Origin of the sequence: Microbispora sp. NBC_01389 (assembly GCF_045040095.1) — a bacterium.
In the GTDB taxonomy this organism is placed as follows: domain Bacteria; phylum Actinomycetota; class Actinomycetes; order Streptosporangiales; family Streptosporangiaceae; genus Microbispora.
This window is the reverse complement of record NZ_CP109552.1, coordinates 6,399,713-6,412,547: the sequence shown is the minus strand read 5'-3', so window position 1 is coordinate 6,412,547 and position 12,835 is coordinate 6,399,713. Positions and strand designations below refer to the sequence as shown.

Below are 12,835 nucleotides of genomic sequence, written 5' to 3'. Positions count from 1 at the left end.
GAGGGTCCGCCTCGTACCCGCGGTGCGATAGCCACTGTGGTGTGGCCTCACCTCCCGTACGGACAGGTGGGAGCGCTCCCACGTGCCCCGGACACTAACCCTCTCCTCGCCGACCGGCCAGCGGAGCGAGCCCGACCACCCCTGTCCGCCCAGGTCGCCGCGGCCCGCCGGATGAAAGTTTCGCGGCGTCAGGAGGCCAGCGCGCGGTCGAGGGCGACCTCGCGCCGGCCGAGGAACCGCGGCGATGAGTGCAGCACCAGACCGTCGAGCAGGGCCTTGGCGGCGGCGGGGAACTCCCGCATCGCGTAGGCCGCCGTCTCCACCGGCCAGTCGTGGCTGGAGTCGTCGCCGACGCCGAACGCGTCGAGCCCGGCGGTCCGGCACAGCGCGACGGCCCGGGGGAGATGGAACACCTGCGTGACCACGACGAGACGCGACGCGCCGAAGATCTCCTTGGCCCGGACGCAGGAGTCCCAGGTGTCGAACCCGGCATAGTCGAGCACGATCCGCTCGCCGGGGACGCCCCTGGAGATCAGATAGTCGCGCATGACCGTCGGCTCGTCGTAGGTCTTGCGGCTGTTGTCGCCGGAGAGCAGCAGGGCCCGCACCCGGCCCGCGCGGTAGAGGTCGGCCGCGATGTCCAGCCGCGTGCGCAGCATCGGGGAGGGGCGGTCGCCCATCACGCCCGCGCCGAGCACGAGCGCGGCCGGCATGGCGGGCACCGAGGCGGTCCACCGCGTGCCCGGCTCCGCCGTCACCCGGTGCGCCGCACTCGTCAGCCAGGCCCAGGTGATCGGCGCCAGCGGCAGCACGCTCAGGGCGACGAGCGCCTGGAAGCCCCGGCGCCGGGCCGTACGCGACCAGGTCCAGGGCGCAAGGGAGCGGGGTAGGCCTCCCACCTCGGTCACACCCCCGCGTGGTGGAGCGCCGGCTGTCCGGCGGCCCGGACGGGCGCGGGCCCCCGGGTGCGCATCAGGAACACGACGCGGAGCGCGCAGATCCACACGAGCGTCGCTCCGAGCACGTGCAGGAGCACCAGGGCCGCGGGCACGGCGAGGAAGTACTGGACGTATCCGACCACGCCCTGCGACAGCTCCACCCCGAGCAGCACGAGCGCGGCACGCCGGGCGCGGCCGGGGGAGTCGGTCACGTGCAGGGCGAACAGCAGCGCGAACGTCAGCCCGACGACCACGTAGGCGACGTCGGTGTGCAGCCGCACCACGCTCTGGATGTCGAAGCCGAACCGCGAGGCCGCGTCGTCCCCCGAGTGCGGCCCGGTTCCGGTCACCACGACCCCCGCCAGCAGCAGCGTGAAGGCGGCGGCGACCAGCACGTACCCGAGCGTGCGGATGTCCTTGTGGACCAGCCGCTGCGCCGGGGCGTCCCCCTCGGAGGCCCGCGCGTACAGCACGACGGCGGCGGCGGTCATGCCGATCGAGAAGAGGAAGTGGACGCTGACGGTCACCGGGTTGAGCATGCTGTGCACCACCAGGCCGCCCCACAGCGCCTGCACGACGACCCCGGCCGGCTGGAGCAGCGCGAGTCGCAGCAGGACGGGCCTGCCGTCTTCCGGCCGGCCACGCTCGCCGCGTCCCAGCCTCCAGGCGGCGACCACGCACGCGGCCGCGACCGCGAGAACCAGGAACGACAGCAGCCGGTTGCCGAACTCGATCGCCATGTTGAGCGGCGCGTGGGTGTCGATCCGGGCCGGCACGAAGCTGCCCGGTGTGCAGCGCGGCCAGGTCGGGCAGCCGAGGCCGGAGCCGGTGACGCGGACCGCGGCGCCGGTGACGGTGATGGCGACGTTGACCACGATCGCCGCGAGCGCCCACCGCCGCATCGACTCGGCCGTCGGGAACACGATCGAGCGATACAGGGCGAGCAGGGCGGAGCGGGTCCAGTCAGTCGCGGGCTTCACGACACTCATGGTAGGCGGCCCGCGGGGTGGCCCCCTCCCCGCCCCGGGCGCCCGTGCCCGCGTGGAGGGCCCGCTCCCGGAGCCCGTACGCGTTGATCATCCCGAGCGGGGAAACGGTACGATCGGCCGTGGAGCGTGAGGGGGCGGTGGCCGGACGATGTCCGGGGCGGGGGGAAGGCCGATGCGCGGAGAACCGGTATCCGACGGACCGGTGCGCAGGGAACCCGGAGACGCCCGCCGGGGGGTCCCGGCCACCCGGCAGAACCTGCGCGAGCAGGTGGCGCGGGCGCTGCGCGACGCGCTGGTGGCCGGGGAGATGCGGCCGGGCGTCGTCTACTCGGCGCCCGCCCTGGCGGCGAGGTTCGGCGTCTCCGCCACACCGGTGCGTGAGGCGATGCTCGACCTCGCGAAGGAGGGCCTGTTCGAGGCCCTGCGCAACAAGGGCTTCCGGGTCGCCGAGGTGTCCGAGCGGGACCTCGACGAGATCATCGAGATCCGGCGGCTGATCGAGGCGCCCACGGTGGCCCGGCTGGCCCGGGAGGGCCGCGCCGCCGAGGCCGAGGAGCTGCGCCCGCTCGCCCGGGAGGTCGTCGCGGCGGCGGCCCGCGGCGACCTGCTCGCCTACGTCGCGGCGGACCAGCGGTTCCATCTGGCGCTGCTCGGCCTGTCGGGCAACGCCCGGCTGGTGGAGACGGTCAGGGACCTGCGTGCCCGGGCCCGGCTCTACGGGCTGCGCGGGCTGCCCGACACGCGCATGCTGGTGGCCTCGGCCCGTGAGCACCTCGGCCTTCTCGACGCCGTCGTCCGCGGCGACGCCCCGGCGGCCGAGCGCCTGACGCACCACCACATTCAGCAGGTACGCGCGATCTGGTCGGCCGACCCGCCGCGCTAGCGCCCGGCGGCGGACGGCTCAGCCGCCGGCGCGGGTGGCGCCGACGGAGGCGACGACCACGCAGCCGATCGCCGCCCACTCGCGGCCCCGGAGCACCTCGTGCAGGACGAAGAGGCCGACGAGCGCGGCGACGGCGGGCTCCAGGCTCATCAGGATCCCGAAGACCCGCTTGGGCATCCGGCGCAGGGCATCCAGCTCCAGCGAGTACGGGATGACCGAGGAGAGCAGCCCGACGCCGGCCCCGAGGAGCAGGATCTCGGGCCGCAGCAGGGCGTCGCCGCCCGCCGCCACCCCGACGGGGGTGATGAGGACCGTGGCCACGATCATGGCGAAGGTCAGTCCGCTCGCGCCGGGGAACCGGGCGCCGGTGGCCGCCGAGAACACGATGTAGGCGGCCCAGAACGCCCCGGCCAGCGCGGCGAACCCGATGCCGGCCCAGCTCGCGGAGCCCGTCTCGCCCCAGGGCGCGAGCAGGATCACGCCGGCGGCGGCCAGCGCCACCCACAGCAGGTCCAGCCGGCGGCGGGAGGACACCACGGCCAGGGTGAGCGGCCCGAGGAACTCGATGGACACCGCGATCCCGATCGGCAGCCGGGCCAGGGCCTCGTAGAACGACAGGTTCATCAGGCCCAGGCTGAGCCCGAAGGCGACGCCGACGCCGAGGTCGCGCCGCGACAGCCCGCGCACCTTCGGCCGCACCACGGCCAGGAGCATGACGGCGCCGGTGGCGATGCGCAGGAACACCATCGCCGCGGGGGGAACCTGCGTGAACAGGTTCTTGGCCAGCCCGGCTCCCACCTGGACCGACAGGATGGCGAGCAGCACCAGCCCCGGTGGCGGCACCGCGTCCGACGCCGCCCGCAGCGCCCGGCCGGCCCGCGGCCCCGCCCGGTACGGCTCGGCTGCCCCGGACAGCGATTCAGCCGTCATGCCCAACCCTCACCCGTCACTTGATCAGCGCAAACTCCGCAATCATACGGTGCCGGCATACGGCGCAAAACGGGCGATGCCCCGGCTGGGAACTACTCCCAGCGGAAGGTGCGGGCGGCCAGGGCGAGGGCGGCGACGGCCCAGCAGAGCAGCACGAGCAGCGGACCGCCGGGGAACCCGCCGCCGTCGCTCAGGACGCCGCGCAGGCCGGAGGTGAGCGCGCTGATCGGCAGCAGTTCCAGCACCTGCCGCACCCCGCCCGGGAACCGGTCGAGCGGGAACAGCACGCCGCCGAGCCCGAGCAGCACCAGGTAGACGAGGTTGGCTCCGGCGAGCGTCGCCTCCGCCCGCAGTGTGCCCGCCATGAGCAGGCCGAGGCCGCTGAAGGCCGCCGTGCCGAGCAGCAGGAGCGGCACGGCCCACAGCGAGCCGAGCAACGGGCCGCCGTGCGGCGACCAGCCGAGGGCCAGGGCCACCACGGTGATCACCACGACCTGCAGCGCCTCCACCGCGACGACGGCGACGGTCTTGGCCAGCAGGAGCCCCGTCCGCGACAGCGGGGTGGCGCCCAGGCGCCGGAGCACGCCGTACCGACGCTCGAAGCCGGTGGCGATCGCCTGGCCGGTGAACGCGGTCGACATGACCGCGAGCGCGAGGATGCCGGGGGCGACGAAGTCGACTCGCCGGCCGCCGCCGACGTCCACCAGCGGGGCCGCGGAGAAGCCGGCCAGCAGCAGGACCGGGATGATCATGGTGAGCAGGAGCTGCTCGCCGTTGCGCAGCGTGGCCCGGATCTCCGCGCCCGCCTGCGCGAGCACCATCCGGCGCAGCGGCGCGGCCCCGGGCCGCGGGGTCAGGTCCAGCGTGGTGATCGCGCTCACCGCAGCTCCCTGCCGGTCAGTTCGAGGAAGACGTCCTCCAGCGTGCGCCGCTCGATGCGCAGGTCCTCGGTGGTCACGCCCTCGGTGGCGCACCACGCGGTGACGGTCGCCAGCAGCTGGGGGCCGACCAGTCCCTCGATGATGTAGTGCCCCGACGGCGACTCCTTGGCGGCGCTGCCCGGCGGCAGCGCCGCGAGCAACTCCTCCAGGTCGAGGCCCGGACGGGCGCGGAACCTGAGCTGGCGCTCGGCGCCGGTCAGCGCCGACGGCGTGCCCTCGGCGACCACCCGTCCGTGGTCGATGACCACCACGTGGTCGGAGAGCCTCTCGGCCTCGTCCATCTGGTGGGTCGTCAGCACGACCGAGACCCCCGCGTCGCGCAGCGCGGTGACCAGGTCCCAGCAGGCGTGCCTGGCCTGCGGGTCGAGCCCGGCCGTCGGCTCGTCCAGGAAGACCAGCTCGGGCCGCCCGACGACGGCCGCCGCGAGCGACAGGCGCTGCTGCTGGCCGCCCGACAGCCGCCGGTACGGCGTGCGCGCGTGCGCGGTCAGCCCGAGCAGGGCGAGCAGGGCGCCGGGATCGAGGGGATGGGCGTAGAACCGGGAGACCAGCCGCAGCCACTCGCCCGCGCGGGCGGCGGGAGGCACCCCGCCCGCCTGCGGCATGATCCCCAGACGCGGCTTCAGCGCGGGATCGGCCGGGTCGAGCCCGAGCACCCGCACGGTCCCGCCGTCCGGCCCGCGGAACCCCTCGCAGATCTCGATCGTGGAGGTCTTGCCCGCGCCGTTCGGGCCGAGGATGGCGGTGACCGCGCCGCGGGCGCAGGTGAGAGCCAGCCCGTCGACGGCCGTGGTGCGGCCGTACCGCTTGACCAGTCCGTCGATCTCGACCGCCGGCGCGCCGTCACCCACCCCGCCGTCACCCATGCTGCCGCCGGGCGTGCTGTCAACCCCGGTCACGCGACCGGCCTCCCCTCACAGACGCGACCGCGGAGCGGGACGGAGATCCGGGCGCGCTCCACGTCGTCGACTGCATCGAGTTTAGGTAGCGGGCGACGCGCTCTCGTCGGCGGATGCCGTTCGTGGACACCCGCGGAGTAAAAGAGGTGGAAAACTGTCCCGGCGCCGTCGTCGCAGGTTAGGTAAGGCTTGCCTGCGTGAGAAATTGCATGCCCGTCGACTTCGTCTTGGGTTTGTCGACCGGGAAGGAATTAAGGCACACTGATGTTGTGAAAAACGTGCAGGGGAGAGAGAGCGCGGAGAAGGCCGTGGCGACGCGGCCGCTCTCGGCGTCCTCGCCCCCCGCGCGTGCCGGCGCCATCATCGCGACCATCGGTGCCGGCGGCGTCGCAGGCGTCGGAAAGGACATCGGCGCCGAGCGGGGCACCCGGGCCAGGGTGGCGCGGCTCATCCTGGAGCACGGCCCGGTGACCGCCGCGGCGCTCGGCGAACGGCTCGGGCTCACCCCGGCCGCGGTGCGCCGTCACCTCGACGCGCTGCTGGCCGACGGCATGATCGAGCCGCGTACGGCCCGCCCCCGCGGTCAGCGGGGACGCGGCAGGCCGGCCAAGATGTTCGCGATCACCGACGCGGGCCGCAGCGCCTTCGTCCACGCCTACGACGACCTGGCCGGCAGCGCGCTGCGCTTCCTGGCCGAGCGCCTGGGCGGCGAGGCGGTGTCGGAGTTCGCGCGGGCGCAGGTGTCCGGGCTGGTCGGCAGGCTGGAGACGCTGATGCGCGAGGTCCCGGCCGAGCAGCGGGTCCGCGTGCTGGCGGAGGCGCTGTCGACAGAGGGCTACGCGGCGTCCGCGACCGCGACCGGCAAGGGCGGCGAGCAGCTGTGCCAGCATCACTGCCCGGTGGCGCACGTCGCGGCGGCGTTCCCGCAGCTGTGCGAGGCGGAGACCGAGGCGTTCGCCCGGCTGCTCGGCACTCCGGTGCAGCGGCTGGCCACGATCGCCAACGGCGACGGCGTCTGCACCACCCACGTCAGTTCACCCGCGCTGGCCGCGCGGCACGGCCGTACCGATCCGCCGGCCGCACTTACACGGGCCGCACTCACACCGGCCGCACATATATCGAGCACATCGACGAGCAAGGAGTCCGGCAGGTGACTGTCACCGACCGCCCGGAGCTGGAAGGCCTCGGGAATTACAAGTTCGGCTGGGCCGACGCCGACGTGGCGGGGGCCACGGCCCGGCGTGGGCTGTCCGAAGAGGTCGTCCGCAACATCTCCGCGCTCAAGAACGAGCCGGAGTGGATGCTCGACCTGCGCCTCAAGGGCCTTCGGCTGTTCCACAAGAAGCCGCTGCCGACCTGGGGCTCCGACCTCACGGGCATCGACTTCGACAACATCAAGTACTTCGTGCGCTCGACCGAGAAGCAGGCCGCCTCCTGGGACGAGCTGCCGCCCGACATCAAGAACACCTATGACAAGCTCGGCATCCCGGAGGCGGAGAAGCAGCGCCTCATCGCCGGTGTCGCCGCCCAGTACGAGTCCGAGGTCGTCTATCACAAGATCCGTGAGGACCTCGAGGAGAAGGGCGTCATCTTCGTCGACACCGACACCGGCCTGCGCGAGCACGAGGAGCTCTTCAAGGAGTACTTCGGCACGGTGATCCCGGTCGGCGACAACAAGTTCGCCGCGCTCAACACCTCCGTGTGGTCCGGTGGCTCGTTCATCTACGTGCCGCCGAACGTGAACGTCGAGATCCCGCTGCAGGCCTACTTCCGGATCAACACCGAGAACATGGGCCAGTTCGAGCGGACGCTGATCGTCGTGGACGAGAACTCCTACGTCCACTACGTCGAGGGCTGCACCGCGCCGATCTACTCGTCCGACTCGCTGCACTCGGCGGTCGTCGAGATCATCGTGAAGAAGGGCGCCCGCTGCCGCTACACGACGATCCAGAACTGGTCGAACAACGTCTACAACCTGGTCACCAAGCGCGCCGTGGCGTACGAGGGCGCGACCATGGAGTGGATCGACGGCAACATCGGCTCCAAGGTCACGATGAAGTACCCGGCCGTCTACCTCATGGGCGAGCACGCCAAGGGCGAGACGCTGTCGGTCGCGTTCGCCGGCGAGGGCCAGCACCAGGACGCGGGCGCCAAGATGGTGCACCTCGCGCCGAAGACCTCCTCGACGATCATCTCCAAGTCCGTCGCGCGCGGCGGCGGCCGCACGTCCTACCGCGGCCTGGTGCAGATCGACGAGGGCGCGGCCGGCTCGGCCTCGACCGTCAAGTGCGACGCGCTGCTGGTCGACCAGATCAGCCGGTCCGACACCTACCCCTACGTCGACGTCCGCGAGGACGACGTCTCCATGGGTCACGAGGCCACGGTCTCCAAGGTGTCGGAGGACCAGCTGTTCTATCTGATGAGCCGGGGCCTCGGCGAGGACGAGGCGATGGCCATGATCGTCCGTGGGTTCGTCGAGCCGATCGCCCGCGAGCTGCCCATGGAGTACGCCCTGGAGCTCAACCGCCTGATCGAGCTGCAGATGGAAGGAGCGGTCGGCTGATGGGCCTGGAGACCAGACCGCTGTCGACGCTGCACGGGAAGGCGTCGTACGACGTGGCGGACTTCCCGGTGCCGACGGGCCGCGAGGAGGAGTGGCGCTTCACGCCGCTCGCGCGGCTGAAGGGGCTGCACGACGGCACGGCCGCCGTCACCGGCGGGGTCGTGGTGGACGTCGATGCCGCGCCCGAGGTGCGGGTCGAGACCGTCGCCCGCGACGACGCCCGGCTCGGCCGGGCCTACACCCCGGCCGACCGGGTCAGCGCGCAGGCGTACTCGTCGTTCGAGAAGGCCACCGTCGTCACGGTCCCGGCGATGACGGCCGCCTCCCGGCCCACCGTGATCACGCTGCGCGGGTCCGGGGCCGGCGCCGCCGCGTACGGGCACACCCTCGTGTCGGTGGAGCCGATGGCCGAGGCCGTGCTGGTCCTGGACCACCGCGGCAGCGCGGTCTACGCCGACAACGTCGAGTTCGACGTGGCCGAGGGCGCGACGCTGAAGGTCGTCAGCCTGCAGGACTGGGACGACGACGCCGTGCACGTCTCCCACCACCACGCGAGGCTCGGCAAGGACGCGACGTTCCGGTCGTTCGTGGTCACCCTCGGCGGCGACCTCGTACGACTGTCGCCCTCGGTGTCCTACACCGCGCCGGGCGGCGACGCCGACCTCACCGGGCTCTACTTCGCCGACGCCGGGCAGCACCTGGAGCACCGCCTGCTGGTGGACCACAGCGTGCCGAACTGCCGCAGCAACGTGACCTACAAGGGCGCGCTGCAGGGCGACGCCGCCCACGCGGTCTGGATCGGCGACGTGATCATCCGGGCCGAGGCCGAGGGCACCGACACCTACGAGCTCAACCGCAACCTCCTCCTCACCGACGGCGCCCGCGCCGACTCGGTGCCGAACCTGGAGATCCTCACCGGCGAGGTCGCGGGAGCGGGCCACGCGTCCGCCTCCGGCCGCCTCGACGACGAGCAGATCTTCTACCTGCAGGCCCGCGGCATCCCGTTCGACGAGGCCCGCCGCCTGGTCATCCACGGGTTCTTCGCCCAGCTGCTGGAGAAGATCCAGCTGCCGGAGCTGCGTGAGCGCGTGCTGTCCGCGGTCGAGGCGGAGCTGGCCCGATGAGCGGCGAGACGCCCCACTGGGAGAAGGTCTGCCAGGTCGCGGACATCCCCGACGGCGGCGTCGTCGGCCTGGAGGTCGGGGACACGCCGGTCGCGCTGGTGCGGACCGGCGGCGAGGTCTTCGCCCTGCACGACGTGTGCTCGCACGCCGAGGTCCGCCTCAGCGAGGGCGAGGTGTACGACCACACGCTGGAGTGCTGGCTGCACGGCTCCTGCTTCGACCTGCGCAGCGGCAAGCCCACCGGGCCGCCCGCGACCAGGCCCGTCACCGTCTACCGAGTCAAGATCGAAGGCGACGACGTGTACGTCTCGCTCTCGAAGGAGTAAATACACAGTGGCCACCCTTGAGATTCGTGACCTGCACGTCGCCGTGGGCGACAAGGAGATCCTGCGCGGCGTCGACCTGACGGTCCGCAGCGGCGAGACCCACGCCATCATGGGCCCGAACGGCTCGGGCAAGTCCACGCTGGCGTACGCCGTGGCGGGGCACCCCAAGTACACCGTCACCTCCGGCACCGTCCTGCTCGACGGCGAGGACCTGCTGGACATGCCGGTGGACGAGCGCGCCCGCGCCGGGCTGTTCCTCGCCATGCAGTACCCGGTCGAGGTCCCCGGCGTCAGCGTGTCGAACTTCCTGCGCTCGGCGATCACCGCGGTCCGCGGCGAGGCGCCGAAGCTGCGCGAGTTCGCCAAGGAGCTGAAGTCGGGCATGGACGCGCTGTCCATCGACCCGGCGTTCGCCCAGCGCAACACCAACGAGGGCTTCTCCGGCGGTGAGAAGAAGCGGCACGAGATCCTCCAGCTCGAGCTGCTCAAGCCGAAGATCGCGGTGCTGGACGAGACCGACTCCGGCCTCGACGTCGACGCCCTGCGCGTCGTCTCCGAGGGCATCAACCGGTTCCGCGCGAGCGGGGACACCGGCGTGCTGCTGATCACCCACTACACCCGCATCCTGCGCTACGTGAAGCCGGACTTCGTCCACGTCTTCGCCGCCGGGCGCGTGGTGGAGGAGGGCGGCCCCGAGCTGGCCGACAAGCTGGAGGCCGAGGGCTACGAGGCGTACGCCACGAAGGCGGCGTCCGCCTGATGAGTGCCGTGCCCGGCTTCGACGTGGAGAGGATCAGGAAGGACTTCCCGGTCCTCACCCGCGAGCTTCCCGGAGGCAGGCCGCTGGTCTACCTCGACTCCGGCAACTCCTCCCAGAAGCCGGCCCAGGTGGTCGAGACCATGCGCGACCACCTGACCTGGCACTACGGCAACGTCGGCCGGGCGCTGCACGTGCTCGGCAGCGAGTCGACCGAGGCGTACGAGGCCGCCCGCGACAAGATCGCCGCGTTCGTCGGGGCGCCGTCGCGAGACGAGATCGTCTTCACCAAGAACGCCTCCGAGGCCCTCAACCTCGTGGCGTACGCGTTCGGCAACCCCGTCGGCGAGGACGAGCGGTTCCGGACGGGCCCCGGCGACGAGATCGTGATCTCGGAGATGGAGCACCACTCCAACATCGTGCCGTGGCAGCTGCTCGCGCAGCGCACCGGCGCGACGCTGCGCTGGTTCCCGGTGACCGACGAGGGCCGCCTCGACGTCGGGGGCCTGGAGGAGCTGGTCAACGAGCGGACGAAGATCGTCTCGATCACGCACCAGTCGAACGTGCTGGGCACGGTCAACTCGGTCTCGCCGATCCTGGCGCGGGCGCGCGAGGTCGGCGCGCTGATGATGCTCGACGCGTCGCAGTCCGTGCCGCACCAGGCCGTCGACGTGACCGAGCTGGGCGTCGACTTCGTCGCGTTCACCGGTCACAAGATGGTGGGCCCCTCCGGCGTCGGCGTGCTGTGGGGCCGGCGCGAACTGCTCGACGCGATGCCGCCGTTCCTCGGCGGCGGCGAGATGATCGAGGCGGTCTGGATGGACCACTCGACGTACGCGCCGGTGCCGCACAAGTTCGAGGCCGGGACGCCGCCCATCGTGGAGGCGATCGGGCTCGGTGCGGCGGTCGACTACCTGACCGCCGTCGGCATGGACCAGATCAAGGCGCACGAGCAGGAACTGGTGGCGTACGCCCTGGAGGCGCTGCCGGAGATCCCCGGGCTGAGGATCATCGGGCCGCGCACGCCCGTCGCCCGCGGCGGGACCATCTCGTTCGCGCTGGAGGGCATCCACCCCCACGACGTGGGGCAGATCCTCGACGACGTGTACGGGATCGCGGTCCGGGTAGGTCATCACTGCGCCCGGCCGCTGCATCTCAGGTTCGGAATTCCGGCCACCACACGGGCGTCTTTCTACCTGTACAACACGACGGCCGAGATCGACGCACTGGTCCGCGGCCTCCACCACGTGCAGAAGGTGTTCGGCTGAACATGATCGCTGAATCCATGTACCAGGAGCTGATCCTGGAGCACTACAAGCATCCCCAGGGGCGGGGCCTGCGGGAGCCCTTCGACGCCGAGGTCCACCACGTCAACCCCACGTGCGGCGACGAGCTGACGCTGCGGGTGAAGGTGGCCGACGGCGGCAAGGTGCTCGACGTGTCCTACGACGGCCAGGGCTGTTCGATCAGCCAGGCCGCCGCCTCGGTGCTGCATGAGCTCGCCACCGGCTCCACGGTGGACGAGTCGCTGTCGGTGGTGGAGGAGTTCACCCGGCTGATGCAGGGCAGGGGCCAGGTGGAGCCCGACGAGGACGTGCTGGGCGACGCTGTGGCGTTCGCCGGCGTGGCGAAGTTCCCGGCCAGGGTCAAGTGCGCGCTGCTGGCCTGGATGGCCTACAAGGACGCGCTGATGCGGAGCCAGGGATGACCGGACACCCCACCGGTGCCGACCGACCCCCGGGGAGCGCCGCCCGGCCCGGGAGAAGAGCTGAGGAGACGACGTGAGCAAGCCCACCGAGACCCCGACGGGAACCGTGACCGAGGCCGCCGACCCCGGCGCCTTCGGCGGGTCTCCCAGCCTGGACGACCTGATGGAGGCGCTGAAGGACGTCGTCGACCCCGAGCTCGGGATCAACGTGGTCGACCTCGGCCTCATCTACGGCGTCAACCTCGACCCGGCCGGCGAGGGCGAGCGGCCGATCGCGACGATCGACATGACGCTCACCAGCGCTGCCTGTCCCCTCACCGACGTCATCGAGGACCAGGCCAACTCGGCGCTCGCCGACCTGGTCTCCAACGTGGTCATCAACTGGGTCTGGCTGCCGCCGTGGGGCCCGGACAAGATCACTGACGAGGGCCGCGACCAGCTCAGGATGCTCGGCTTCAACGTCTGATCCGTCCCGCTGCCCGCCTGCTCCGTCCGGTCCGTGGCGGCCTTCCACCGGGAGGCCGCCCGCCGGTGCTCATCCCGCCGCGCGGGTCCGTGTCGCTTGTGTCGCCCCACGCGGCGCGGGGATGCCGTACAGTGATTCTTTGCTTCATCTTGTGCGACGCGAGTCGAGCGTCCGTGGGAGGCTGCCGCCAGGCGGCCCGCCGAACCGGACGCCCGCGCACGGTTCTCTGTGCGCACGGTTACTCGGGCGCACGGGCCGCCGGTAAGCCACCGGCGTGCAGCGCCCGAACGGTACGGCTCGCCGTACGTCAT

14 protein-coding genes are annotated in these 12,835 nt (G+C 72.1%); 9 read left to right on the top strand and 5 right to left on the bottom strand.

Translation table 11 applies throughout. The annotated features are described in order from the left end of the window. Positions 1-188: 188 nt before the first annotated feature. Positions 189-908, bottom strand: coding sequence for a vancomycin high temperature exclusion protein (locus OG344_RS28310; protein ID WP_405085695.1), 720 nt, complete (start codon positions 906-908; stop codon positions 189-191). Next, positions 905-1,927, bottom strand: a complete 1,023-nt coding sequence (locus OG344_RS28305; RefSeq protein WP_405085694.1) for a COX15/CtaA family protein — start codon at positions 1,925-1,927, stop codon at positions 905-907. The genes OG344_RS28310 and OG344_RS28305 overlap by 4 nt, the downstream gene beginning before the upstream one ends. Before the next feature lie 172 nt (positions 1,928-2,099). On the opposite strand from OG344_RS28305, the gene OG344_RS28300 reads away from it, so the two are divergent. Beyond that, positions 2,100-2,810 (top strand): GntR family transcriptional regulator, encoded by a 711-nt coding sequence (locus OG344_RS28300; protein WP_405085693.1) that lies wholly within the window; start codon positions 2,100-2,102, stop codon positions 2,808-2,810. Positions 2,811-2,828: 18 nt separating this feature from the next. Here OG344_RS28300 and OG344_RS28295 read toward each other — a convergent pair whose 3' ends face one another. The 3 genes from OG344_RS28295 to OG344_RS28285 form a co-directional block, all read right to left on the bottom strand. After that, the gene (locus OG344_RS28295; RefSeq protein ID WP_405085692.1) at positions 2,829-3,740 is read right to left on the bottom strand and encodes an EamA family transporter; all 912 of its coding nucleotides are present in this window, start codon (positions 3,738-3,740) and stop codon (positions 2,829-2,831) included. A 92-nt stretch (positions 3,741-3,832) separates the two neighbouring features. After that, positions 3,833-4,561 carry an ABC transporter permease gene (locus OG344_RS28290; RefSeq protein WP_405089183.1) on the bottom strand — a complete coding sequence of 243 codons (729 nt, stop codon included), beginning with the start codon at positions 4,559-4,561 and terminating at the stop codon, positions 3,833-3,835. A 56-nt stretch (positions 4,562-4,617) separates the two neighbouring features. Continuing rightward, positions 4,618-5,547 (bottom strand): ABC transporter ATP-binding protein, encoded by a 930-nt coding sequence (locus tag OG344_RS28285; protein ID WP_327049616.1) that lies wholly within the window; start codon positions 5,545-5,547, stop codon positions 4,618-4,620. A gap of 395 nt (positions 5,548-5,942) precedes the next feature. On the opposite strand from OG344_RS28285, the gene OG344_RS28280 reads away from it, so the two are divergent. The 8 genes from OG344_RS28280 (at position 5,943) to OG344_RS28245 (ending at position 12,524) form a co-directional block, all read left to right on the top strand. Beyond that, complete coding sequence (locus tag OG344_RS28280) at positions 5,943-6,734, top strand: helix-turn-helix transcriptional regulator (protein WP_405089182.1); 792 nt, start codon at positions 5,943-5,945, stop codon at positions 6,732-6,734. Continuing rightward, positions 6,731-8,143, top strand: a complete 1,413-nt coding sequence (gene sufB, locus OG344_RS28275; RefSeq protein WP_405085691.1) for a Fe-S cluster assembly protein SufB — start codon at positions 6,731-6,733, stop codon at positions 8,141-8,143. Before OG344_RS28280 ends, sufB begins: the two co-directional genes overlap by 4 nt. Next, positions 8,143-9,267 (top strand): Fe-S cluster assembly protein SufD, encoded by a 1,125-nt coding sequence (sufD, locus tag OG344_RS28270; protein WP_405085690.1) that lies wholly within the window; start codon positions 8,143-8,145, stop codon positions 9,265-9,267. Before sufB ends, sufD begins: the two co-directional genes overlap by 1 nt. Beyond that, positions 9,264-9,593, top strand: coding sequence for a non-heme iron oxygenase ferredoxin subunit (locus tag OG344_RS28265; RefSeq protein WP_327046293.1), 330 nt, complete (start codon positions 9,264-9,266; stop codon positions 9,591-9,593). The genes sufD and OG344_RS28265 overlap by 4 nt, the downstream gene beginning before the upstream one ends. 7 nt (positions 9,594-9,600) lie before the next feature. Further along, positions 9,601-10,353, top strand: coding sequence for a Fe-S cluster assembly ATPase SufC (sufC, locus tag OG344_RS28260; RefSeq protein ID WP_405085689.1), 753 nt, complete (start codon positions 9,601-9,603; stop codon positions 10,351-10,353). Next, positions 10,353-11,618: a cysteine desulfurase gene (locus OG344_RS28255; protein WP_405085688.1), complete on the top strand. Its 1,266-nt coding sequence runs from the start codon at positions 10,353-10,355 to the stop codon at positions 11,616-11,618. The genes sufC and OG344_RS28255 overlap by 1 nt, the downstream gene beginning before the upstream one ends. A gap of 2 nt (positions 11,619-11,620) precedes the next feature. After that, complete coding sequence (gene sufU / locus OG344_RS28250; RefSeq protein WP_117410045.1) at positions 11,621-12,058, top strand: Fe-S cluster assembly sulfur transfer protein SufU; 438 nt, start codon at positions 11,621-11,623, stop codon at positions 12,056-12,058. A gap of 73 nt (positions 12,059-12,131) precedes the next feature. After that, positions 12,132-12,524: a metal-sulfur cluster assembly factor gene (locus tag OG344_RS28245; protein WP_405085687.1), complete on the top strand. Its 393-nt coding sequence runs from the start codon at positions 12,132-12,134 to the stop codon at positions 12,522-12,524. The last annotated feature ends 311 nt before the right edge of the window (positions 12,525-12,835 follow it).

Bases quoted from the DNA above. Each gene is read 5' to 3' on its own strand.
- OG344_RS28305 (WP_405085694.1), bottom strand. From the start codon at position 1,927: ATGAGTGTCGTGAAGCCCGCGACTGACTGGACCCGCTCCGCCCTGCTC.
- OG344_RS28300 (WP_405085693.1), top strand. From the start codon at position 2,100: ATGCGCGGAGAACCGGTATCCGACGGACCGGTGCGCAGGGAACCCGGA.
- OG344_RS28295 (WP_405085692.1), bottom strand. From the start codon at position 3,740: ATGACGGCTGAATCGCTGTCCGGGGCAGCCGAGCCGTACCGGGCGGGG.
- OG344_RS28290 (WP_405089183.1), bottom strand. From the start codon at position 4,561: ATGGTGCTCGCGCAGGCGGGCGCGGAGATCCGGGCCACGCTGCGCAAC.
- OG344_RS28285 (WP_327049616.1), bottom strand. From the start codon at position 5,547: ATGGGTGACGGCGGGGTGGGTGACGGCGCGCCGGCGGTCGAGATCGAC.
- sufD (WP_405085690.1), top strand. From the start codon at position 8,143: ATGGGCCTGGAGACCAGACCGCTGTCGACGCTGCACGGGAAGGCGTCG.
- OG344_RS28265 (WP_327046293.1), top strand. From the start codon at position 9,264: ATGAGCGGCGAGACGCCCCACTGGGAGAAGGTCTGCCAGGTCGCGGAC.
- OG344_RS28255 (WP_405085688.1), top strand. From the start codon at position 10,353: ATGAGTGCCGTGCCCGGCTTCGACGTGGAGAGGATCAGGAAGGACTTC.
- sufU (WP_117410045.1), top strand. From the start codon at position 11,621: ATGATCGCTGAATCCATGTACCAGGAGCTGATCCTGGAGCACTACAAG.